Genomic DNA, 23,508 nt, shown 5'->3' with positions numbered 1-23,508 from the left:
CCCGGCATGCGCCGGGCTTTTTCGTGACGCTTGCGACAGGCCCGATTACTGCTGGACCTGCAGTTCCACGCGACGATTCTGCGCACGACCGGCGTCCGTGGCGTTGTCGCCGATCGGATCGTTCATGCCATGGCCGATCGGCCCTTCCAGACGGCTGGCGTCCACGCCGTGGCTGGTCAGGTAGTCGTACACGATCTGCGCACGACGCTCCGACAGGGCCTGGTTGTACGCCGGCTTGCCCTTGCCGTCGGTGTAACCGGCGACCGTGACGTGCACGTCCGGGTAACGCTTCAGCGTATCCACCGCCTGGTCCAGGATCGCGATCGAGTCCGAGGTCGGCACGGCCAGCGCCTTGCCGATCTCCGAAGCGTGCACCTGGCCCTTCTTCGGATAGTCGAACTTGAAGTTCACGCCACGCAGGTCGATCACGACCTTCTGCGGCGCCGGCGCTTCCACCGGAGCCGGAGCCGGCGGCGGCGGGGCCACCGGAGCCGGAGCCGCCGGCACCGCGCCGAAGCGCGACACGATGCTCAGGCCCAGGAACCAGTCGCCGTAACCGCTCTTGTTCAGCTGGCTCTTGTCGTCCCAGTCGTAGCGGTAACCACCTTCCACGCGGACGTCGGAGCTGTCGGTCACCGCCTTGGCGACGCCCAAGCCCAGCTCGGCCGCCGGGGCCCAGTCGCTGTCCACCGGGTTCTTGTGATGGCTGCCCATCACGCCGGCCAGCAGGTACGGGCGCCAGGACGCGCTACCCAGGTAGTAGCGCACCGCCACGCCCAGGTTGTTGCTGGACCAGTTGCTGTGGCCGTGGCCGCCACCGTTCGCCGGACCGTTGTCGATCTTGCGCTTGGTGCGGTCGAAGAACACGTCCACCGAGGTGTTGGACGAGATGAACTTGCCGACGCCCAGGCCGTAGTAGAACTGGCGGCTGTTGGTGTTGCGATCGCCGTCGTTGTAGTAGCCGCCGATGGTCGGGGCGATGTACCAACGGTCGTCGAAGCCGTTCGGCCAGGCCGGAGCGGCGGTGTTGTCGCTGCTGCCCGCCGCCGTGCTGTCCTGGGCGTGAACGGCACCCACGCCGCCCAAGGCCAGGGCAACCATGAAATAAAGGCCCTTGTGTTTCATCAGGTCTCTCCCTTTTCGTAATTGAAACGATTGCAACCGATTTGCGGATGCAGCGGTCGTGCGGTGATCCGGCCGGTCCATTCGACTTCACACAAATATAGCATATCGTGGAATCGCGATATTCTGCGATGTTGATGCTGCCATGCAGCATACCACTGCGGCGAGAATTGTTGCCACGTCGTGTTCAGAGCGTGAAGAGGCCCAGGAACTGCTGGATGGGCATGGCATCCAGCTTCGCCGGATCCCGGGTGGCCTCGAGGATCGCCTTGACCTTGTGCGCAGGCAGGTAGCCGCGCATGGCCGCCTCGAATTTCTTCAGCAATACCGGAATGCCCTCGGCACGCCGCTTGCGATGGCCGATCGGGTAATCGATGGAAACCTTCTCGGTCGAGCTGCCGTCCTTGAAGAACACCTGCACCGAATTGCCGATGTAGCGCTTGTCGGGATCGAAGTAGTCCTTGGTGAACTGCGGATTCTCGCTGACCGTCATCTTCTCGCGCAGCGCATCGATGCGCGGGTCGGCGGCGATCTCGTCGTTGTAGTCCGAGGCTTCCAGGCGACCGAAGATCAGCGGCACCGCGACCATGTACTGGATGCAGTGGTCGCGGTCGGCGTAGTTCGCGAGCGGGCCGGTCTTGTCGATGATGCGGCAGCCGGCCTCCTGGGTCTCGATCGCCACCTTCTCGACCTGGTCGAGCCTGCCGGCCACCTCGGCGTGCAGCTTCATCGCGCACTCCACGGCGGTCTGCGCATGGAACTCGGCCGGGAAGCTGATCTTGAACAGCACGTTCTCCATCACGTAGCTGCCGAAGGGACGCTCGAACTCGAACGCGTTGCCCTTGAACGCCACGTCGTAGAAGCCCCAGGTCTTGGCGCTGAGCGCGGACGGATAGCCGACCACGCCGCGATACACCGCGTTGATCGCGTGGGTGACCGCGCGACGGCAGGCGTCGCCCGCGGCCCAGCTCTTGCGCGGCCCGGTGTTCGGCGCGTGGCGATAGGTGCGCAGCGCGCCGTTGTCGATCCAGCTGTGCGACACGGCGGTGGTGATCTGCTCCTTGTCGCCGCCCAGCATGTGGGTGGCCACCGCGGTGGACGCCAGCCGCACCAGGATCACGTGGTCCTGGCCCACGCGGTTGAAGCTGTTCTTCAGCGCGTAGCAACCCTGGATCTCGTGCGCCTTGATCGCGTAACCCAGCACGTCGCGCACGGTCGGCGCGTGGCCGCCCTCGCGCTCGGCCTTGCGGCCCAGCCAGTCGCCCACGGCCAGGATGGAGCCCAGGTTGTCCGAGGGGTGGCCCCATTCGGCCGCCAGCCAGGTGTCGTTGAAGTCCAGCCAGCGGATCTGGGTGCCGATCGCGAACGCGGCCTGCACCGGGTCCAGCTCGTGGCTGGTGCCCGGCACGCGCGCGCCGCCCGGCAACGTCGCCCCCGGCACCACCGGGCCGAGGTGCTTCACGCACTCCGGAAACTTCATCGCCATCATCGCGGTGGCCAGCGAATCCAGCAGCATGTAACGCGCCGTGTCGTACGCCTCCTTCGACTCGATCCGGTAATCGGCCACGTAGTTGGCGATGTCGACCATGGGCTGGTCGGGATCGGGGCGAACGGCGGAACGGATGTCGTGGGCGCTCATGGCGTATCTCGCTTCATGGTAGTGGTCGATTGTATCCGGCGCATGCCGCCGGCAGCAGCGGCGCGCTTGACCCTGGTCAAACGCCCCGCGAAAATAAGCGGACTACCACCCAAGAGGGAGTAGTTCCGGATGCAGTCGCGCATCCGTGCGGTGTTCGTCATCACGAGCGATGCCTCGCTCCGGACGCCGCGGCGGCCGGTGCCGCGAACGAGACTTTTGCGGTGACGACGGATCTGCGCGCATCCGTCGTCGCTGCATGGCCTCGGCGCGTCGGAACCCTGCATGCAAGCCTTCTCCGATCTCCTCCCCGGCCTGTTCACGATCGTGCTGCTCGACCTCGTGCTGGCCGGCGACAATGCCATCGTGATCGCGCTCGCCGCGCGCAACCTGCCGAAGCAGTTGCAGCGGCGCGCGGTGTTCTGGGGCAGTTTCGGCGCCGTCGCGGTGCGCGTCACGCTTACCGCGGGCGTGGTGTGGCTGCTGGATCTGCCCGGCCTGATGCTGGTCGGCGGACTGCTGCTGCTGCCGATCGCCTGGAAGCTGCTGAAGCAGGACGACACGCCGCACGAGGTCGCCGCCGCCGGCAGCTTCGCGGCCGCGCTGCGCACCATCATCGTCGCCGACGCGCTGATGGGGCTGGACAACGTGCTGGCGATCGCCGGCGCATCGGGCGGCAACCTGACGCTGGTGATACTCGGCCTGCTGATCAGCGTGCCGCTGGTGGTGTGGGGCTCGACCCTGATCCTGAAGCTGATCGAGCGCTTCCCCGCCATCATCTACGTCGGTGCGGGCGCGATCGCGTTCACCGCCGCCCGCATGATCGCGCACGATCACCTGGCCGCCGCGTGGTTCCGGATGCACCCCTGGGCCGGCTACGCGCTGGACGTGGCGCTGGTGGCGCTGATCTGCGGCGGCGGCTGGCTCACGCGCCGGCGCGCCTCCGGCAACGCCGCCGGGCCGTGAGCGTGCGGCAAGGGAACCGGCCCGGTTCCCTTGCGCATTCCGCGGCGGTTGCATGCCCGATGCTCAGCGCTTGTCGATCGGCACGTAGGCCAGGTCTTCCGGGCCGACGTAGTTCGCGCTGGGACGGATGATCTTGCCGTCCTGGCGCTGCTCGATCACGTGCGCGCTCCAGCCCGAGGTGCGCGCGATCACGAACAGCGGCGTGAACATCGCGGTTGGCACGCCCATCATGTGGTAGGTGCTCGCCGAGTACCAGTCGAGGTTCGGGAACATCTTCTTGATCTCGCCCATCACCTTCTCGATGCGCTCGGAGACGTCGAACAGCACCGGGTTGCCGCCGTCGGTGCAGAGCTTGCGCGAGATCTCCTTGATGATCACGTTGCGCGGGTCGGACACCGTGTACACGGGATGGCCGAAGCCGATGATGATCTCCTTGCGCTCCACCCGGGCGCGGATGTCGGCCTCGGCCTCGTCGGCGCTGCGGTAGCGCGAGATGATCTCCATCGCCACCTCGTTCGCGCCGCCGTGCTTGGGCCCGCGCAGCGCGCCGATCGCGCCGGTGATGGACGAATACATGTCCGAGCCGGTGCCGGCGATCACGCGGGCGGTGAACGTGCTCGCGTTGAACTCGTGCTCGGCGTACAGCACCAGCGACTTGTCCAGCGCATTCGCGTGCAGTTCGCTCGGCGCCTTGCCGTGCAGCACGTGCAGGAAGTGCGCGGCGATGGACTCGTCGTCGGTCTCGGTCTCGACGCGCTTGCCGTTGTGGCTGAAGTGGTACCAGTACAGCAGCATGGAACCGAAGCTGGCCATCAGGCGGTCGGCGATGTCGCGCGCGCCGGCGACGTTGTGGTCGTCCTTCTCCGGCAGCACGGTGCCCAGCACCGAGCAGCCGGTGCGCAGCACGTCCATCGGATGGGTGGCGGCCGGCAGCAGCTCCAGCGCGCCCTTCACCGGCGCCGGCAGGCCGCGCAGGCGCTTCAGCCGGGCCTTGTAGTTCTGCAGTTCGGTCCAGCTCGGCAGCACGCCGTACACCAGCAGGTGCGCCACTTCCTCGAAGCAGCCCTTGGCCGCCAGGTCGTGGATGTCGTAGCCGCGGTAATGCAGGTCGTTGCCGCTGCGGCCAACGGTGCACAGCGCGGTGTTGCCGGCGGCCACGCCGGACAGCGCCACGGATTTCTTGGCCTTGGGAAGGGTTTGCTCGCTCATCGGATGTTTCTCCTCGGATACTCGCGAAACTTGCCGGCGCAAGGTGCCGGGCGGCGTAACGGAATCAGTCCTGCTTGCCCGCGAACAGCGCGTCGAGCTTGTCCTCGTAGGCGTGGTAGCCCAGGAAGTCGTACAGCTCCTCGCGCGTCTGCAAGGTGTCGATGATGTGCTTCTGCGTGCCTTCGCGGCGCACCGTCTCGTAGAAGTTCAGCGCCGCCTTGTTCATGGCGCGGTACGCGCCGCAGCAGTACAGCGCGATGTCCACGCCGGCGGAGCGCAACTCGTCGGTGGTGTAGAACGGCGTGGAGCCGAACTCGGTGAGGTTGGCGAGGATCGGCACCTTCACCGCGGCCTTGAACCGGCGGTAGTCGTCCAGCGTCTTCATCGCCTCGGGGAAGATCATGTCCGCGCCGGCCTCGACGTAGGCCACCGCGCGCTCGATCGCCGCGTCGATGCCTTCCGCCGCCGCCGCGTCGGTGCGCGCCATGATCACGAAGCCGGGATCGCTGCGCGCATCCACCGCGGCCTTCACGCGATCGACCATCTCGCCCTTCGACACCACTTCCTTGCCGGGGCGATGGCCGCAACGCTTCTGGCCCACCTGGTCCTCGATGTGCACCGCGGCCACGCCGACACGCTCGAAGTTGCGGATGGTGCGCGCGATGTTGAAGGCGCCGCCCCAGCCGGTATCGATGTCCACCAGCAGCGGCAGCCCGGTGGCGTCGACGATGCGGCGCGCGTCGATCAGCACGTCCTCCATCGTCGAGATGCCCAGATCCGGCACGCCCAGCGAGTTGGCGGCGACGCCGCCGCCGGAAAGGTACAGCGCCTTGTAGCCCACGCGCCTCGCCATCAGGCCGGCATAGGCGGTGATCGCGCCGATCACCTGCAGCGGCGACTCGGCGGCCAGGGCGGCGCGGAAGCGGACGCCGACGGATTCCAACGAGGACATGGCGATACTCCGAAGCTGCAGCAGTGTAGGCGATGCGCCGGCCGGGCCATGCCGCGGCATGCGACCGGAACGCCATCGCACGCCGCGAGGCGGGGCGTTCCGCGTCGCGAATATGCGTACTCTGCCCCCGCGAAACATATTGATCAATCTTGATCCAAGCGATCAATATGTCGGCATGCATCCCGACTACCTTTCCGCCCGCGACGCCGCCGCGCGACTCGGCGTCAGCGTCGCCACGCTGTACGCCTACGTGAGCCGCGGCAAGGTCGACTCGCGGCCGGGCGCCGACGGGCGCAGCCGCGAGTACCGCACCGGCGACATCGAGCGGCTGATCGACCTGCGCGGCGCCGGGCGCGGCGCGGCCCAGGGCGCCGCGCACAGCCTCACCTGGGGGCTGCCGGTGCTGGAGACGCAGATCTCGCTGATCCGCCCCCACGGCCACTACTACCGCGGCGAGTCGGCGATGGCGCTGGCGCGCAACGGCGCCAGCCTGGAGGACGTCGCCCGCCTGCTGTGGGAATGCGGCAGCCACGACCCGTTCGCGCCGCCGCCGCCGCGGACCTGGCCCGCCGCGGTGCAGGGCCTGCTGCGCCAGCGCAACGTGCCGCCGCTGGAGCGCACCGCCGCGGCGCTGCCGCTGCTGGCGATCGGCGCGCCGCATGCGCACAGCACCGATCCGCTGCAGCGCCGCGAGGGCGCCGCCCGCCTGCTGCGCGAGACGGCCGCCCTGCTCTGCGCGACCAGCCCGGGCCGGCGGCCCATCCACGAACAGCTCGCAGCCCACTGGCAGGGACGTACCGCCCAGCTCGCGCCCCTGCTGCGCAGCACCCTGGTGCTGTGCGCGGACCATGAGCTGAACGCCTCCTCGTTCGCCACGCGCGTGGCGGCCTCGACCGGCGCCAGCCTGCATGCCGCCGCGGCGGCGGGGCTCGCGGCGCTGTCCGGCCCGCAACACGGCGGCGCGGCCGCGCGCGCGCATGCGCTGCTGCGCCAGTCCATGCGCGAACGCCAGCCCGCCGACTGCGTGCGCGAACGCCTGCGCCACGGCGACGAACTGCCGGGCTTCGGCCATCCGCTGTATCCGCAGGGCGATCCGCGCGCGGCCTTGCTGCTGCGCGCGCTGGAGGAAACGCGTCCGCGCCTGCCGGGCATGGCGCGCGTGCAGCGGCTGGTCGATGCGGTCGCCGCGGGCAGCGGGCGGGCGCCCAGCCTGGATTTCGCGCTGGCCGCGATCGCCCTGCTGCACCACCAGGGCGCGGACGCCGCGCTGTCGCTGTTCGCCGCAGGCCGCATGGCCGGCTGGCTGGCGCATGCGCTGGAACAGCAGGAAGCCGGCGGCCTGATCCGTCCGCGCGCGAACTATGCCGGTGCGATGCCGCCGCGCCAGCGCTGAAAGCCCCCCCGTCCGACGCCGCCGCGCGCGTTGCGCCCCGCGGCACTGCCGGAAATGCCAAGCCATAGCCTTGCTCAATTCATCCAATCTCAACAATCAATTGGAACAATTGAAACCGCCCCCTACAATTGAATCCATCGACTCCCCCATCCACCCACCAACGGAGACTGACAAGTGTCTTTGATCAACACCGAAATCAAGCCGTTCAAGGCGCAGGCGTTCAAGGCCGGCAACTTCATCGAAGTGACCGACGCCGACCTCAAGGGCAAGTGGTCCGTGGTGTTCTTCTACCCGGCCGACTTCACCTTCGTGTGCCCGACCGAGCTGGAAGACCTCGCCGACAACTACGCCGAGTTCCAGAAGCTGGGCGTGGAGATCTACAGCGTGTCGACCGACACCCACTTCTCGCACAAGGCCTGGCACGACACCTCGGACGCGGTGAAGAAGATCGGCTACACCATGGTGGGCGATCCCACCCAGGCGATCAGCCGCAACTTCGAAGTGCTGATCGAGGACGCCGGCCTGGCCGACCGCGGCACCTTCGTGGTCGATCCGGCCGGCAAGATCCAGATCGTCGAGATCACCGCCGGCGGCATCGGCCGCGACGCCAAGGAACTGCTGCGCAAGGTGAAGGCCGCGCAGTACGTCGCCAGCCACCCGGGCGAAGTGTGCCCGGCCAAGTGGAAGGAAGGCGAGAAGACCCTGGCCCCCTCGCTGGACCTGGTCGGCAAGATCTGATCCACCGCTCCACTTGCAATACCGGTCCCGGGTGCGCGGCACCCGGGGCCTCCCTCCCGAGGATGCTTGTGCCAGCGGCCCGCGCCCGCCCGGCTTGCGCCCTCCGAGCCGCCCTCCCCTCGGCGCCGGCCGCTGCCACAAGCCTCTCTCTTTCTTCTCCATCCCCACCGGAGTGGTCACCATGCTCGATGCAGCCATCAAGGCCCAACTCGCGGGCTACCTGGAAAAACTCGCGCAGCCGATCGAACTCGTCGCCGCGCTGGACGACGGCGCGAAGTCGCGCGAACTGGAAGAACTGCTGGCCGAGATCGCCGCGATGAGCGACAGGATCAGCCTGCGCCGCGACGACAGCGAGGCGCGCAAGCCCTCCTTCGCGATCAACCGCGTCGGCAGCGACATCGGCGTGCGCTTCGCCGGCATCCCGCTGGGCCACGAATTCACCTCGCTGGTGCTGGCGCTGCTGCAGGTGGGCGGGCATCCGTCCAAGGCCGCGGCGGAGACCATCGCCCAGGTGCAGAACCTGCAGGGCGAGTTCCATTTCGAAACCTACTTCTCGCTGTCCTGCCAGAACTGCCCGGACGTGGTGCAGGCGCTCAACCTGATGAGCGTGCTGAACCCGAACATCCACCACGTCGCCATCGACGGCGCGCTCTATCAGGACGAAGTGGATCGCCGCCAGATCATGTCGGTGCCCACGGTGTACTTGAACGGCGAAGTCTTCGACCAGGGCCGCATGAGCCTGGAACAGATCGTGGCGAAGCTCGACACCGGCGCGGCCGCACGCGCCGCCGAAACCATCAAGGCCAGGCAAGCCTTCGATGTGCTGGTGGTGGGCGGCGGCCCGGCCGGCGCCGCAGCGGCGATCTACGCCGCGCGCAAGGGCATCCGTACCGGCGTGGCGGCCGAGCGTTTCGGCGGCCAGGTGCTCGACACCATGGCGATCGAGAACTTCATTTCGGTCGACTACACCGAGGGCCCCAGGCTGGGCGCGGCGCTGGAGCAGCACGTCAGGAACTACGACGTGGACATCATGAACCTGCAGCGCGCCACGAAACTGGTCCCGGCCAGCGCATCCGCCGACGGCCTGGTCGAGGTGCAGCTGGAGAACGGCGCCAGCCTGAAATCGAAGACGGTGGTGCTCGCCACCGGCGCGCGCTGGCGGCAGATGGGCGTGCCCGGCGAAAACGAATATCGCAACAAGGGCGTGGCCTACTGCCCGCACTGCGACGGCCCGCTGTTCAAGGGCAAGCGCGTGGCGGTGATCGGCGGCGGCAACTCCGGCGTGGAGGCGGCGATCGACCTGGCCGGCATCGTGGCCCACGTCACCCTGCTCGAGTTCGACGGCAAGCTGCGCGCCGACGAGGTGCTGCAACGCAAGCTGCGCAGCCTGCCGAACGTGGAGGTGATCGTCAGCGCGCAAAGCACCGAAGTGCTGGGCGACGGCCAGAAAGTCAGCGGCCTCGTCTACAAGGATCGCGCCGACGGCACGATGCACAGCCTCTCGCTGGAAGGCATCTTCGTGCAGATCGGCCTGCTGCCGAACACCGAGTGGCTGAAGGGCACGCTGGAACTCAGCCCGCGCGGCGAGATCGTGATCGACGCCCGCGGCCAGACCTCGCTGCCCGGCGTGTTCGCCGCCGGCGACGCCACCACGGTGCCGTACAAGCAGATCGTGATCGCGATGGGCGCGGGCTCCATCGCCGCGCTGGGCGCGTTCGATCACCTGATCCGGGCATCGGCGCCGGTGGCGGAGAGCGTCGCGGCGTAACCCTCAAGCCCTCTCCCTCCGGGAGAGGGCTGGGTGAGGATGCGACCAGCGCGAAGCATTGCGCTTCGCCTGTACCCTCACCCTCTACCCCTCTCCCAAAGGGAGAGGGGAGTCAGGCTTCCGGCCCCCGCTCCAGCGCCTTGCGGATCTCCTCCAGCGCAGTCGGATCGTCCAGGGTGGAGAGATCGCCCGGGTCGCGGTGTTCGGCCAGGGCTTGCAGCGAACGGCGCAGCAGCTTGCCCGAGCGGGTCTTCGGCAGCGCGTTGACCACGTAGACCCGCGCCGGCTTCGCCACGCCTCCCAGCTGGTCCACCACGCACTGCTGCATGCCGCGGGCCACTTCGGCGGGGCCTTCGCTCGTCGCCTGTTTCAGCGTGGCGAACACCACCGGCACCTGGCCTTTCAGTTCGTCGCTCACGCCGATCACCGCGGCCTCCGCCACCGCGGGATGGCCGGCCACCGATTCCTCGATCTCGCGCGTGCCCAGGCGGTGCCCCGACACGTTGATCACGTCGTCGGTGCGGCCGAGGATGAAGGTATAGCCGTCCGCGTCGCGGATCGCCCAGTCCAGCGAGCTGTACAGCAGCTCGCGGAAATGGCTGAAGTAGCTGTGCACATAACGGTCGTCGTCGCGCCAGATCGTGCTGAGGCAGCCCGGCGGCAGCGGCGGCTCCAGCACCAGCACGCCCTTCTCGCCGGCCGCCACCTCGCGACCGCTGTCCTCGTCGATCACCTTCATGCGGTAACCGGGCGCGGGCAGGCCGGGCGAGCCGAGCTTGGCGGGCTTGAGGTCCAGTCCCGGCATCAGGGTGATCGCGGGCCAGCCGGTTTCGGTCTGCCAGTAGTTGTCGATCACCGGCACGCCGAGTTCCGCGTTGATCCATTGCGAGGTGGGTTCGTCGAGCGGTTCGCCGGCAAGGAACAGCCACTTCAGCGCCGACAGGTCGTGCTGGTGCAGCCAGCTCGGGTCCTGCTTCTTCAGCACGCGGATCGCGGTGGGCGAGGAGAACATGCTGCGCACGCCGTATTTCTCGCACAACCCCCACCACACGCCCGGGTCGGGCCGGGTGGGCAGACCCTCGTAGAGCAGCGAGGTGCCGCCGCCGATCAGCGGGCCGTAGACGTTGTAGGAATGCCCCACCGCCCAGCCCACGTCGGAGGTGGAGAACATCACCTGGCCCGGCGCGATGTCGAAGATGCAGCGTATCGACATCGCCATCGCCACCGCGTAGCCGCCGGTGTCGCGCTGCACGCCCTTGGGCTTGCCGGTGGTGCCCGAGGTGTAGAGCAGGTAACTCGGCTCGTTCGATTCCAGCCACGCCACCGGCACTTCGGCGCCCGCGTGCCGCGCACGCAGTTCGGTGTAGTCCACGTCGCGGCCGGCCACGCGGCTCATCTCCGGGTCCAGCCCGCGATCGACCACCAGCACTTTCGGCGGCGGCGCCGAGGCTTCGGCCAGCGCCGCATCCACCAGCGGCTTGTACGGAATCACCTTGCCCGCGCGCATGCCCGCGTCGGCGCAGACCAGCAGCTTGGGCTGCGCGTCGTCGATGCGCAGCGCGAGGTTGTGCGCCGCGAAGCCGCCGAACACCACCGAGTGGATCGCGCCGATGCGCACGCACGCCAGCATCGCGAACACCGCCTCGGCGATGTTCGGCAGGTAGATCACCACGCGGTCGCCGCGGCCCACGTCCAGCGACTGCAGCACGGCGGCGAACGCGTTCACCTCGCGATACAGCTCGCCATACGTGAACTCGCGGGTGACGCCGGTTTCGCTGGACACCGCGACCAGCGCCAGCTGTTCCGCGCGCTCCGCGAGGTGGCGGTCGACGGCGTTGTAGCAGAGGTTGGTGGTGCCGCCCACGAACCAGCGGCGGAACGGCAGCTTCGACTGGTCGAGGATCTGCCGCGGCGGCGTCTCCCAATGGATGCGCCGCGCCTGCTCGGCCCAGAACGCCTCGGGCTCGTCAACCGAGCGGCGATAGAACTCGTCGTACGACATGGAACACCCCTGCGCGATGGCCACGTCAGAGATTGGATCAGGCACGGCGCGGCGCGTGAGTAGACCTTGGTCGTACGGCGCCGCGCCTTGCCGGCCGGACGCTTGCGGAACCATGCGCCAGCACCCGGGAACCCGCCATGGCCCGCGCCGGAACCGGGGCCGCGCGCCCGCCGCGGCATGATGTCGCGGGCGCTGGCGGCGGGGCTTCATGGCATGGCGGCGAGCGCCGCCACGCCCGCGCTCAGCCTCCCTGGCGCCCGCCGGATCTGCGCGTCACGCGGCGCCACAGCCAGCGCCAGCCCAACGTCAGCGGGAACGCGAGCAGCAGGAACGGGATGCCGTAGGCGAGCACGGAAAGCGCATCGTCGGCGCCTTCGCGGAACCGGTCGCTCCAGTGGCTGATCGGGAACGAACGTCCGGTGTGTCGACCTGGATCGATGAAATCGATGCTCAGCTTGTTCGTGTCCAGCCGGCGTTGCTGCCGGGCGGCGACGCCGAGCAGGTCGTCGCGCTGCGTCTCGAGCGTGGCGCGCTCGTGCGCCAGCGAGATCAGGTCGGATGCCGACAGGTCCTTGCGCCGGGAAAGCTCGTCGAGCTGGCTGGCGTAAGCGTCCAGTTGACGGAGTTTGCGCGCGTTGTCCTGCACCGCCCCGGCGAGGTCCTCGGCCCAGGTTTCGCGCGACGCCAGCTTGCCGTCCCGGGACGCCAACGCGGTCAGCGGTTCGACGCCCGCCGGCACGATGCGCACGACCAGGCTGCCGCGGTAGCCGTCCTGGCTGAGCTGGAGGACGTTGCAGTCGCCGAACCGTGCCGACTCGCAGGCCTCGCGCACCGCCGCCATGCGGGCGGCGATCCCGGCCTGTTCCAGTTCCACGCGCACATGATGTTCGTAGGCCAGCCTGGCGCCCGCTTTGGCCTGCTCGCCCGCCACCGGCAAGCTCGACGAGGGCGACGCTGCCTGTTTTTTCGAACAGCCGGCCGTCGCCAACGCCAGCATCGCCACCCACACCAGACACGTCCCGCTGCGCATGCACCCTCCTTGCCCGTAAGCGGTCGCGGCATGTTCGCATCGCCACGGGAACGCAACAAGCGCGGAGCGCGCAAGCCGGAACGAACAAGGCGGCCCTAAGGCCGCCTTGTTCGCGCGAAACGTCGCGGCGCGTTGCCTACCTGGCGAACAGGTGCTCGACGCCCGCGCGCTCCTCGCGCAGTTCCTTGTTCGTCGCGTCGATGCGCGCCTGCGAGAACGCGTTGATTTCCAGGCCCTGCACGATGGCGTACTTGCCGTCCTTCACCGTCACCGGGTAGCCGAAGATCACGCCCGGCTCGATGCCGTAGGAGCCATCGGACGGAATGCCCATCGACACCCAGTCGCCCTCGGCCGTGCCCTGCGCCCAGGTGCGCATGTGGTCGATCGCGGCCGAAGCGGCGGAGGCGGCGGACGAAGCGCCGCGCGCCTTGATGATGGCCGCGCCGCGCTGCTGCACGGTGGGGATGAAATCGCTCTCGTACCAGGCCTGGTCCACCAGCGACAGCGCCGGCTTGCCGTCCACGGTGGCGTGGTACAGGTCGGGATACTGGGTGGAGCTGTGGTTGCCCCAGATCGTCATCTTGCGCACGTCGGTGTTGTGCTTGCCGGTCTTCTCGGCCAGCAGGCTCTTCGCGCGGTTGTGGTCCAGGCGCACCATCGCGGTGAAGCACTTCGGGTCCAGGCTGGGGGCGTTCTGCTGGGCGATCAGCGCATTGGTGTTGGCCGGGTTGCCCACCACCAGCACCCTCACGTTGCGCTTGGCGTGGTCGTTCAGCGCCTTGCCCTGCGGGGCGAAGATCGCGCCGTTCGCCTCGAGCAGGTCCTTGCGCTCCATGCCCGGGCCGCGCGGGCGGGCGCCGACCAGCAGCGCGTAGTCCACGTCCTTGAAGGCCACGTTGACGTCGTCGGTGGCGACCACGCCGGCCAGGGTCGGGAACGCGCAGTCGTTGAGTTCCATCACCACGCCCTGCAGCGCGGGCAGCGCCGGGGTGATTTCCAGCAGGTGCAGGATCACCGGCTGGTCCGGACCCAGCATGTCGCCGGCGGCGATGCGGAACAGCAAGGCGTAGCCGATCTGGCCGGCAGCGCCGGTAACGGCAACTCGAACGGGGGCTTTCATCGTGATTCTCCGGGATGGGGGAGTCGGGATTCGGGATTCGGTCGACGAACCCGGGCTTCAAACGAGTTCGGTGAAGAACTCCTGGATACGCTGCAATCCGGGCTGCAACTGAGCCGCGGGACAGGTGTAGGAAATGCGCATGGCGCGCGGCTCGCCGAAGGCCGAGCCCGGCACGCAGGCCACGCCCTTGGCTTCCAGCAGCGCGGCGCAGAACTCCACGTCGTTCGAGATCCGCGTGCCGCGGTGGGTCTTGCCGAACGCCGACGAGATGTCGGGGAACGCATAGAACGCGCCCTGCGGCCGCGGGCAGCTGACGCCCGGGATGGCGTTGAGCGCGGCCACCACGATGTCGCGGCGCTGCGCGAACTCGGCGCACCTGGCCAGCGGCACGTCCTGCGGGCCGGACAGCGCGGCCACCGCGGCGGCGGTGATCACTTCCGGCACGCTGGTGATGTGGTTGGAGTTGAGCGTGGTGATCGCCCTGGCCACCGCTTCCGGCCCGGCCATCAGGCCCACGCGCCAGCCCGGCATGCCATAGGTCTTGGACACCGAGTCGACTAACACCAGCCGGTCCTTCAGCTCCGGCCGGGCGAACACGAAGTTGTGGTAGCCGATGCCGTCGAACACCATCGAGTTGTAGATGTCGTCGGTGACGATCCAGGTATCCGGGTGCTTCGCCAGCACCTCGGCCAGCGCGGCGATTTCCTCGCGCGTGTAGACCATGCCGCTGGGGTTGGACGGGTTGTTGAACAGGAACACCCTGGGCTTGCGCGCCAGCGCGGCGTCGAGCTGCGCCGGGGCGAGCTTGTAGTTCTGCTCCGGGCCGCAATGCAGCACGTTCGCCTTCGCGCCCACGATGTCGGCGATGTCGCGATAGGTGGTCCAGTACGGCGCGGCGAACGCGATCTCGTCGCCCTCGTCCAGCAGCGCTTCGGCCAGGTTGTACAGCACCTGCTTGGCGCCGATGCCCACCGCCAGGTTGGCGTGGCCGTAGCCGCTGAAACCCAGCGCCTCGACGTGCTTCAGGAACGCGTCCAGCAGCGGCTCGGCGCCGCGGTTGCTGCCGTACTGGCCGCTGTCGTGCTCCAGCGCCGCCCGCGCCGCCGCGTATACGTGCTCGCCGGGCAGGAAGTTCGGCACGCCGATGGAGAAGCTGATGATGTCGCGGCCCGCGGCCTTGAGCTGCTTCGCCTGGGAGGCGATGACCATGATCGCGCTGGGCTTGGCGCGGCCTACGCGTTGGGCGAGCTGGGGCATGACTTCCTCGGGTACGTGGGAGGGACCGGCAGCGGCAAACCCGGCGATTTTAGCATGCGGCAGTGCGGCAAACTTTTGCCCGCAGAATCTTGCGCGAATGCCCGCGCAAATGCGGATGCGGAGCAGGGCTTCGGGGTGGCATGATGCCGCTGCCGTCGGCACCGGCGACGATGCGGGCGGCGGGGCGGCAGGATGGCCGGCCCCAACGCATCCAGGGGGATTCCTTCCACTTCAAGCGCGAGGACACACGGATATGCATTGGCTCTGGGTCATCATCATCGGATTGATCGTTGGCGTGATCGCCAAGTTCATCCGCGGCGGTCAGGATTCGATGGGCTTCATCATCACGGTCATCATCGGCATCCTCGGCTCGGTCATCGCCACCTACGTGGGCGAAATGCTGCACCTCTGGGGGCCGACCGGCCTCGTGCACTTCCTCGCCTCGATCGGCGGCGCAGTGATCCTGCTTGCGATCTACCACGTACTCTTCAAGCCATCGTCCTCTTCCTGAGGCCGCGCCTTCGCTGGTGGAGCCTTGCGCTCCACCAGCGTCACGGTCGCCCCCTTTCCGCTCCCTGGTCCCTTGCTTACTTGCCCAGCAGCTTGCCGGCCAGCCCGGCCAGCGCGCCGAGGTCGAAGCCGCCGCCCTGCGCCGGCACCTGCCCGTCCGGGGTGAGGTGGTCGACCACGTGCGGCAGCACCTGCGCCAGCGCACCCGACAGCTGTCCCTGGTCCATGCCCAGCTTGCCGGCCGCTTCCTGCAGCGCCGAGCCCAGGCCGCCGCCCTGCAGCGCCTGGTTCAGCTGGTCGCCGGACACGGCCTGGTTCGCGCCGGTGCCGACCCACGACTGCACCGCTTCGCCGAGGCCGCCCTGGTGCAGCATGTTGGCCAGACCCTGCACGCCGCCCGCCTGCTGAAGCAGCTGACCGGCCACCGACATCAGATCCGAACCGCCGGCCTGGCCGCCGCCGCCCAGCAAACTACCTAGTAATGACATCGCTGCTCTCCTTGGGGGTGATGGAAGCCGCGCAGCGCCACCGCGCAGCCGCCCGATTCTAGGATCAGCCGCGGCACCGGTGGTTACGCGCCCATAAAAAAGCCACCGCCCGCGGGCGGTGGCCTGGTGTCGGGCGGAACGGGGATCAGCCGCGCTGGTCGAGCACGCCGTTCCATTCCTTCACGCGGTCGGCCTTGGCGGCCAGCAGCGCGTCCGCGTCGCCTTCGACAATGACCTTCTCGATCACGTCGCCCTGGCGGATCGCGTCGACCACCTGCTGATCATCCGCATCCACCACTTCGCCGAACACGCTGTGCTTGCCGTCCAGCCAAGGCGTGGCGCCATGGGTGATGAAGAACTGGCTGCCGTTGGTGCGCGGGCCGGCGTTCGCCATCGACAGCACGCCCGGCTTGTCGTGACGCAGCGAGGGGTGGAACTCGTCCTCGAAGCGGTAGCCCGGGCCGCCGCGGCCGCTGCCTTCCGGGCAACCGCCCTGGACCATGAAGTCGGCGATCACGCGATGGAACGACAGGCCGTCGTAGTAGCCGCGCTTCGCCAGGTTCACGAAATTCGCCACGGTCAGCGGCGCCTTGTCGTCGTGCAGGCGCAGGCGGATCGGGCCGCGATTGGTTTGGAGGGTGACTTGGATGGCCATCGGAAATCCTTGGGGTTGACGGGGCGACGCCTGGCGGCAGGCGCGCACGGCCCTCAAGGATAACGCCTGCGGCAGATGGGCAAAACGCCGGAGGCCATCCGGGGTCAGGGCGGCAGGTCGAGCTGCCCGCGGGTGAGCGTGGCGGCCCCGCGGACCTGCGCCGCCGGCGTGGGCACGTCCTCGGGCCAGGGCTGGCCGGCATGCAGGTGCGCCCACAGCCGGTCCAGCGCGGCGTAGCCGTAGGGCAGCAGCGGCACGTGGCGGTTGCCGAACGCGGGCAGCGCGAGGAAGGCGTCGAAGTGCTGCGCGGTCGGCACCTTCCAGTACAGCGGATGGCGGCCTTCGGCACGCAGCCAAGCCACGTAGGGTTCGGAAGTGAAGGCGGTCGGCAGCAGGCCGTCGGCGGCGCCGTGCACCACCCATATCGGCAACCCGGCGCGCGGCAGGTGCGCCGCCAGCTCGGCCACCGACGCATGCAGCGTCTTGGCGTCGGCGTCCGTGCCCGTCCACAAGGCGCGCAGGCAGCGCAGGCCGGGCAGGCTGGGATCGGCCGAATGGTCGGTGCCGCCGAACAAGCCCACGCCCGCACCCGGCGGAATGCCGGCGGCATCCGCCCACCACGACGCCCGCACGGCCGGGTCCGCCGCGCCCGGCGCGCCGGAGGCATCCGTGGCGCGATAGCTGTAGCCGCAGGGCATCTGCCCCACGCCGCGGCGCAGGTAGGCCGAGGCATAGCCGGCCGCCACCGCGCGCCACACGTCGAAGGCCGTGGTGCTGGCGCCGGTGGCGATGGCCTCGTCGCGCCAGCCGCCGGCATGCAGTTTCTGCAGGGCCTCGGTGGCCTGGCCCTTCGGCGTGTCCGCAGCGAGCACGCCATCCGCATGCAGGCTGGCGCAGCGCGCGAGGAAAGCCGGCGGCACAGCCCCATGCACGCGCGCAAGCGGGGTATCGGCGAAACGCGGATCGGCCAGGGCGCAGGGCATCAGCAGCGCGGCCTCGGTCGCGTAGTCGTACAGGGCGCGGCCGTGCCCGGGCATGTGCACGTTCGGTTCCAGCGCCACCACGCCGGACAGCAGCCCCGTGTCGTCCAGGCCGGCCGCCTGCAGCACCGCGCCGCCGCCGTTGGACAGGCCGGTGGCGATGATCCGCGTGTTCTTCGGCGTGAACGGCGCCGCATCGGGGTAGGCGCGATCCAGCATCGCCAGGCCGAAGCGCGCGGCCTGCAATACGTGGCGGCCCCAGTCGGCTTCCGGGTTGTCGCCCGAGTGCGCGTGCTTCACCGCGATGCCGGCATCGGCCGGCGCATTCGCGGGCGCGAATTCCAGCTCGGCCTGTCCGGCCTTGGCGCGCGTGCCGTCCAGCGCCACGCCGGAGTTGTCCGCGGTGTCGAAATACCCCGAGCCGGTGCCCTTGTCGGTATAGGCCACCGCACAGCCCTTCGGCAGGCCCCAGGCGCCGGCCAGCGCGATGGCGCCGTAGATGCCGCGCGAGCCGGACGATGCCGTCACCACCAGGCAGCGCGCCGTGCGGTCGAAGTGGTCCGGCACCTGCAGCAGCACGCGATGCGGCGAGTGCGCGCCGGGGAGGCGCGCGAATGCCGTGTACTCGCGGCCCGGCACGTCCGGCACCGCGCCGTAGACGCTGCCGTAGCCGCCCAGCGGACCCAGGTCGGCGATGCCCTTCCAACTGGCCTGGATCGCGCGACGACGCAACTCGGCAGACGTGGGATGCAGCGGATCGGCATACGCCGACGGCGCGCCGCGCAAACCGGCCAGGCCCAGCCCGGCGCTGAGCAGGTCGTCGCTGCCCCGGTGCACGGTTGCCAGCACCGGACTGACCACAAAGGAAGGCGTCATGGCGTTTTTCCCGGACGGCGGCGACACGGCGCATGCCGCCAGCGCACAGGCGGCGGCCGCAACAAGGGACAGGCGGAAGGCGGGCAACATGCCCGCACGATAGCGCGTCGCCGGAGGCGGACCATGGTACGAAAGTCCCATGTCACCGGTGCGCTGCGCCGCTACCCTGCCCCGTGTAGGCTAGCCCGATAGCCCCGGAAGACCGATCCATGCCGCGCCTGCTGATCGCCGACGACCACCCGCTGTTCCGCGCCGCGCTGCACCAGGCGGCGCTGGCGGCGCTGGACGACGGCAGCATCAGCGAGGCCTGCGACCTGCCCACCACGCTGGACGCGCTGAGCGGCGAACCGGACACCGACCTGGTCCTGCTCGACCTGCACATGCCCGGCAGCCGGGGGCTGTCGGGGCTCGCCGCGCTGCGCGGGCAATTCCCCGCCGTGGCGGTGATGGTGGTGTCCGCGCACGACGAACCGCGCGTGGTGCGGCGCGTGCTGGACCACGGCGCGGCCGGCTTCATCTCCAAGAGCGCCAGCCCCGACGAGATCGCCGCCGCGATTCGCACCGTGCTGGACTGCGGCGAATGGGTGCCGCCGCACCTCGGCGAGAGCGTGGCCGCCCTGCCCTCCGACCCGGACGACAGCGACCTCGCCGCGCGCCTGGCGCGACTCACCGGGCAGCAATACCGCGTGCTCGGCCTGCTCGCCGAAGGCCTGCTCAACAAGCAGGTCGCCGACCGGCTGTCGATCCAGGAGCGCACCGTGAAGGCGCACGTCACCGCGATCTTCGAGAAGCTCGGCGTGCGCAACCGCACCCAGGCCAGCGTGCTGCTGCGCTCGCTGGACCTGGTCGACCCCGCGCGGGCCGACTGACGCTCAATCCGTTTCGCGCACCGCCGCCATGTGGTGCTGGATCAGCTGCCGCAGGGCCAGCGGCTTGAGCGGCTTGTACAGCACGCTCACGCCCGCCTCGATCAGGCGCTGACGCAGGGCCGCGTCGCGGTCGGCCGTCAGCACCACCGCAGGCAGCGCACCGAAACGCGCGCGCAGGCCGACCAGCGCGTCGAGCCCGGTGAGGCCGCCGTCGAGGTGGTAGTCGAGTACCAGCAGGTCGGGAGTCCATGGCGCCTGCGCCGCCTGCGCCGGCGTACGCGCCGCATGCACCTGCCATTGCCAGCTCTCGAGCAACACGTTCATCGCGGTCAGCGCGGCCGGCTCGTTATCCAGCACCAGCGCGCGCCCTTGCGGCAGGTGGCGCACGGGCGCGACGGCGGGTTCGCGCGCAATCCGACCGGCGACGGCGCGCGGCAGTTCCACCGCGAACACACTGCCCCGTTCCGGCCAGGAACGCAGCGACAGGCGATGCCCGAGCAGGCCGGCCATGCGGTCGGCGATCGCCAGTCCCAGGCCCAGGCCTTGCCCGCTGGCGGCGCTGCCGCGGCGGAACTGCTCGAAGATCAGTTCCTGCTCCTGTTCGGCGATGCCCGGGCCGCTGTCCCACACCTCGATGCGCCATTGGTTGCCGCTGCGCCGGCAACCCAGCAGCACGCGGCCGTGCTCGGTGTAACGCACGGCGTTGGCGAGAAAGTTCTGCAGCACGCGACGCAGCAGTTGCGGATCGGAATGCGCCCAGCCGCGGCTGCCGACCACGCGCAGGCGGATGCCGCGCTCCTCGGCCAGTGCGCGGAATTCGGCGGCCAGCGGATCGAGCACCTCGGCCAGCGCGAAATCGCGCGGACGCACGTTGAAGCGGCCGCCTTCCAGCTTCGCGATGTCGAGCAGGCCGGCAAGCAGGTTTTCGGTGGCGGCCAGCGCGCCGTCGAGATGGCGCGCGGTGGGCGCGGCGGCGTCGCCCGCGAGGCGCACCTGCAGGGTATGGGCGAACAGCTGCGCGGCATGCAGCGGCTGCAGCAGGTCGTGGCTGACCGCGGCGAGGAAGTGCGTCTTCGCCTCGTTCGCCCGCTGCGCGGCGTCGCTGGCCAGCGCAAGCGCACGGGTGCGTTCGGCCACGCGCTGCTCCAGCGTTTCGTTGATGCGCTTCAGCGCGCGCTCGGCGTTGCGGAACGCGGTGACGTCGGTATACGTCGCCACGTAGCCGCCGCCCGGCATCGGACTGCCGCGGATCTCCACCGCCACGCCGTTCGGGAACTGCCGCTCGGAATGATGCGGCGAGCCAGCCTGCATGTGCGCCAGGCGGCGGCGCACGTCGGCGTCGATCTCGCCGGCGCCGGCCAGGCCGGCGGCGAGGTTGTGCCGCATCAGTTCGGCCACCGGCCGCCCCACTTCCAGCAGGCCGGGCGGATAGGCGAACAGTTCCTCGTAGGGCCGGTTCCACGCCACCACGCACAGCTCGGCGTCCACCACGCAGATGCCCTGGCTCATGCTGGTCAAGGCCGCGGCCAGCACGCGCTGGTTGAAGCGCAGATCCTGCGCGGCCTCGCCCACGATCGCGGCCACCGCGTCGAGATCCTGCTTGCCCTGGTGGCGCATCACGTCCAGCAACAGGCGCGCGGAGGCCGCACCGATCATCGCGGCCAGTTCGTGTTCCACCGCCGCGATGCGCGAGGGTTCGGCCAGCAGGCGATCCGGCGCATCGTGGAACAACTCGTCCACGCGCGCCGCGGGCAGAAAGCGCTGCGCCAGCGTGCGCAACTCCGCCAGCGCCACGCCGCCGCCCCGTGCAGGGGCGGGATGCGCGTAGCGCGAACGCGCCACCATCGACATCACGGCCATGTTCGCCAACAGGCTCAGCACCACCGCGCGCGCCAGCCGGCTCCAGTCGTCCAAGCCGAGCAGGTGGCTGGGCGCCAGCCACTCGATGCCGAACGGCCCGGTGTGCACCCACGCCGGCTGCGGCGCGAACAGCGCCGGCATCAACGCGTACAGCCACACCAGGGTGCCCACCAGCAGGCCCGCGCCCACCGCGCGCGCGCCGATCTGCGGCCGGTACACCGCGGCCAGCGCGGCCGGCGCCAGCCCGGCCAGCGCGGAGAACGAGATCGCGCCGATATCGGCCAGCGCATCGCTGCGCGCCAGCACGCGGCTGTACGCCCAGGCCAGCAGCACGATGGCGAGGATCGCCAGCCGTCGCTGCGTGAGCACCGCGCCGCGCAGGTCGCCGCGCTCGCCCTGCCCCCAGCCCGCACGCACCAGCAGCGGCGCCACGAAATGGTTGCTCACCATCAGGCTGAGCGTGAGCGTGGCCACCACCACCATGCTGGTCGCCGCGCTGAGGCCGCCGAGGAAGGCCGTCAGCGCAAGGCCGTGTTCGCCGCGCGCCAGCGGCAGCACCAGCACGTAGAGGTCCGACGGCACGCCCACCGGGCGCAGCCAGCTGTCGCCCAGCCGCGCCAGCGGCAGGATGGGCAGCGAGATCAGCAACAGGTACAGCGGGAACAGCCAGCGCGCCGTGCGCACGTGACCGCCGTCGCGGCACTCCACCACGCCGGCATGGAACTGGTGCGGCATGGTGAACATCGCCAGCGCGCCCAGCAGGATCAGCGCCGGGAAACCGTCGTGGTCCTGCGGCGGCGGCGTGCCTATCGCCACCGCGTCCGGCACCGCGGTGAACAGCAGCGAGCCCAGCGCGAGCATCGCGCCCAGCTTGAACAGCGACTCGAACGCCACCGCCAGCACCAGCCCGCGATTGTGCTCGGTGGCCGACGCGCGGCGCGTGCCGAACAGCATCGTGAACACGGCCATCACCAGGCCCACGTAGAGCGCGCTGTCCTGCCACGCCGGCGTGCCGGCGTACTGGCCGCGGCTGAGCACGCCGTAGCTCATCGCCACCGCCTTCAGCTGCAGTGCGATGTACGGCACCATGCCGATCAGCATCACCGCGGTCACCAGCGCCGCCAGCCCGGAGTGCCGCCCCAGCCGCGCGGCGATCAGGTCGGCCAGCGAACTGGCGTTGTACTCGCGCGCCAACTGCACCAGCCGCTGCAGCCAGCCCGCCGCAAACAGGTAGACGAGGATCGCGCCCACGAACGTCGGCGGCAGCCACCAGCCCGAACGGCTGGCCTGCGTCACCGTGCCGTAGAACGTCCACGAGGTGCAGTGGATCGCCAGCGACAGGCCGTAGACGATCGCCCATCGGTTGCGCAAAACGTGCGCGTGGCGTTCGCCGTACAGCGCGACGGCGAACAGCAGGGCCAGCCACAGGAGGGCGGCGGCGGCGATCCAGGCGGCGCTCAGCATGACGCGCGCCGGTTCGGAGGGGGGTTCCCCTCGCCCCCTTGCGGGGCGGTGGCGACGCGCCGTGAATGCGGCCGGTTCGCACGAGCGGCTGGTTCTTCGCAAATTTCAAAGCGGTTTCGTGCCGCTGACGCGGCCCGAGTTACTTTTCTCTTGCGTGGCCAAGAGAAAAGTAACCCAAAGAGAAGGCCACCCCGCGGCGACGCTTGCCGGGCGTCCTGCCCGGCAAGTCCGTGAGGCGGGGCCGGGCTTTTCGAGCGGGCATCCTGCCCGCGCGAAAAGGCGTTGCCCTCCATGGCAACGCCCGCTATGCGGCCTTGTCGTCCCCGCCTCACCGTCGCCGAGGGGCCCCCGAAGAGCAGGCGCGCATCGTGCGCGCCAGAAGCAACGGCAACGTCAACAGCAGAAGCAAAAACGAAGCGCCGCGAGCTCGCGGCGCTTCGCTTTGCTCTGGCTTCTGTTTTGGCCTTTGCTGTTGCTTCTGCGCGCCGGGAGCGCGCTGCTTTACCCGGGGCCCCTATGGCGCGGCGGGCGGGTGGAGGAAAGTCCGCAGGATGGCCGGCAGGGATGCCGGCCAGTTTTTCGCCAGCACAGGATGTGCTGTCGAAAAACCCCG

Annotated in this window: 18 protein-coding genes; 6 read left to right on the top strand and 12 right to left on the bottom strand. The window is 69.6% G+C overall.

The window, feature by feature from the left end; genetic code table 11:
- Positions 1-45 precede the first annotated feature (45 nt).
- Both PCA_RS06250 and PCA_RS06245 read right to left on the bottom strand, forming a co-directional pair.
- Positions 46-1,125 (bottom strand): OmpA family protein, encoded by a 1,080-nt coding sequence (locus PCA_RS06250; RefSeq protein ID WP_181301740.1) that lies wholly within the window; start codon positions 1,123-1,125, stop codon positions 46-48.
- 184 nt (positions 1,126-1,309) lie between these two features.
- Entirely contained in the window at positions 1,310-2,761 is a 1,452-nt protein-coding gene (locus PCA_RS06245; protein ID WP_181301739.1) for a bifunctional 2-methylcitrate dehydratase/aconitate hydratase, read from the bottom strand.
- Positions 2,762-3,043: 282 nt separating this feature from the next.
- Between PCA_RS06245 and PCA_RS06240 the strand changes: the two genes are divergently transcribed.
- Positions 3,044-3,724, top strand: a complete 681-nt coding sequence (locus tag PCA_RS06240; protein ID WP_181301738.1) for a TerC family protein — start codon at positions 3,044-3,046, stop codon at positions 3,722-3,724.
- Positions 3,725-3,787: 63 nt separating this feature from the next.
- On the opposite strand, the gene prpC is transcribed toward PCA_RS06240, so the two are convergent.
- Both prpC and prpB read right to left on the bottom strand, forming a co-directional pair.
- Positions 3,788-4,933, bottom strand: a complete 1,146-nt coding sequence (prpC, locus tag PCA_RS06235) for a 2-methylcitrate synthase (protein ID WP_181301737.1) — start codon at positions 4,931-4,933, stop codon at positions 3,788-3,790.
- A 64-nt stretch (positions 4,934-4,997) separates the two neighbouring features.
- A complete protein-coding gene (prpB, locus tag PCA_RS06230) occupies positions 4,998-5,885 on the bottom strand; it encodes a methylisocitrate lyase (protein WP_181301736.1) in 888 nt (295 codons plus the stop codon).
- 175 nt (positions 5,886-6,060) lie between these two features.
- Between prpB and PCA_RS06225 the strand changes: the two genes are divergently transcribed.
- The 3 genes from PCA_RS06225 (at position 6,061) to ahpF (ending at position 9,784) form a co-directional block, all read left to right on the top strand.
- Positions 6,061-7,278, top strand: a complete 1,218-nt coding sequence (locus tag PCA_RS06225; protein WP_181301735.1) for a citrate synthase family protein — start codon at positions 6,061-6,063, stop codon at positions 7,276-7,278.
- 174 nt (positions 7,279-7,452) lie between these two features.
- Positions 7,453-8,016 (top strand): alkyl hydroperoxide reductase subunit C, encoded by a 564-nt coding sequence (ahpC, locus tag PCA_RS06220; protein ID WP_181301734.1) that lies wholly within the window; start codon positions 7,453-7,455, stop codon positions 8,014-8,016.
- Positions 8,017-8,197: 181 nt separating this feature from the next.
- On the top strand, positions 8,198-9,784 hold the full coding sequence (gene ahpF, locus PCA_RS06215; protein WP_181301733.1) for an alkyl hydroperoxide reductase subunit F: 1,587 nt from the start codon (positions 8,198-8,200) through the stop codon (positions 9,782-9,784).
- Positions 9,785-9,896: 112 nt separating this feature from the next.
- Here ahpF and prpE read toward each other — a convergent pair whose 3' ends face one another.
- The 4 genes from prpE to PCA_RS06195 all read right to left on the bottom strand — a co-directional run bounded on the left by prpE (position 9,897) and on the right by PCA_RS06195 (position 15,193).
- On the bottom strand, positions 9,897-11,786 hold the full coding sequence (prpE, locus tag PCA_RS06210) for a propionate--CoA ligase (RefSeq protein ID WP_181301732.1): 1,890 nt from the start codon (positions 11,784-11,786) through the stop codon (positions 9,897-9,899).
- A 241-nt stretch (positions 11,787-12,027) separates the two neighbouring features.
- On the bottom strand, positions 12,028-12,783 hold the full coding sequence (locus PCA_RS06205) for a DUF4349 domain-containing protein (protein ID WP_181301808.1): 756 nt from the start codon (positions 12,781-12,783) through the stop codon (positions 12,028-12,030).
- Positions 12,784-12,952: 169 nt separating this feature from the next.
- The gene (locus tag PCA_RS06200; protein ID WP_181301731.1) at positions 12,953-13,936 is read right to left on the bottom strand and encodes a malate dehydrogenase; all 984 of its coding nucleotides are present in this window, start codon (positions 13,934-13,936) and stop codon (positions 12,953-12,955) included.
- Between the two features lie 57 nt (positions 13,937-13,993).
- Positions 13,994-15,193, bottom strand: coding sequence for a pyridoxal phosphate-dependent aminotransferase (locus tag PCA_RS06195; protein ID WP_181301730.1), 1,200 nt, complete (start codon positions 15,191-15,193; stop codon positions 13,994-13,996).
- A gap of 253 nt (positions 15,194-15,446) precedes the next feature.
- On the opposite strand from PCA_RS06195, the gene PCA_RS06190 reads away from it, so the two are divergent.
- A complete protein-coding gene (locus PCA_RS06190; protein WP_181301729.1) occupies positions 15,447-15,704 on the top strand; it encodes a GlsB/YeaQ/YmgE family stress response membrane protein in 258 nt (85 codons plus the stop codon).
- A gap of 76 nt (positions 15,705-15,780) precedes the next feature.
- Here PCA_RS06190 and PCA_RS06185 read toward each other — a convergent pair whose 3' ends face one another.
- From PCA_RS06185 to PCA_RS06175, 3 genes are all read right to left on the bottom strand, one after another.
- Positions 15,781-16,191, bottom strand: coding sequence for a YidB family protein (locus PCA_RS06185; RefSeq protein ID WP_181301728.1), 411 nt, complete (start codon positions 16,189-16,191; stop codon positions 15,781-15,783).
- Between the two features lie 145 nt (positions 16,192-16,336).
- Positions 16,337-16,846: a peptidylprolyl isomerase gene (locus tag PCA_RS06180; RefSeq protein WP_181301727.1), complete on the bottom strand. Its 510-nt coding sequence runs from the start codon at positions 16,844-16,846 to the stop codon at positions 16,337-16,339.
- 104 nt (positions 16,847-16,950) lie between these two features.
- Positions 16,951-18,792, bottom strand: coding sequence for a 3-hydroxybutyrate oligomer hydrolase family protein (locus PCA_RS06175; protein WP_181301726.1), 1,842 nt, complete (start codon positions 18,790-18,792; stop codon positions 16,951-16,953).
- Between the two features lie 119 nt (positions 18,793-18,911).
- Between PCA_RS06175 and PCA_RS06170 the strand changes: the two genes are divergently transcribed.
- A complete protein-coding gene (locus PCA_RS06170) occupies positions 18,912-19,571 on the top strand; it encodes a response regulator transcription factor (RefSeq protein ID WP_181301725.1) in 660 nt (219 codons plus the stop codon).
- A 3-nt stretch (positions 19,572-19,574) separates the two neighbouring features.
- On the opposite strand, the gene PCA_RS06165 is transcribed toward PCA_RS06170, so the two are convergent.
- The gene (locus tag PCA_RS06165) at positions 19,575-22,895 is read right to left on the bottom strand and encodes a PAS-domain containing protein (RefSeq protein WP_181301724.1); all 3,321 of its coding nucleotides are present in this window, start codon (positions 22,893-22,895) and stop codon (positions 19,575-19,577) included.
- Positions 22,896-23,508 lie beyond the last annotated feature (613 nt).

The organism is Rhodanobacter sp. PCA2, from assembly GCF_013620825.1.
Classification (GTDB): Bacteria; Pseudomonadota; Gammaproteobacteria; order Xanthomonadales; family Rhodanobacteraceae; genus Rhodanobacter_A.
This window is presented reverse-complemented; position numbering and strand designations above follow the sequence as displayed.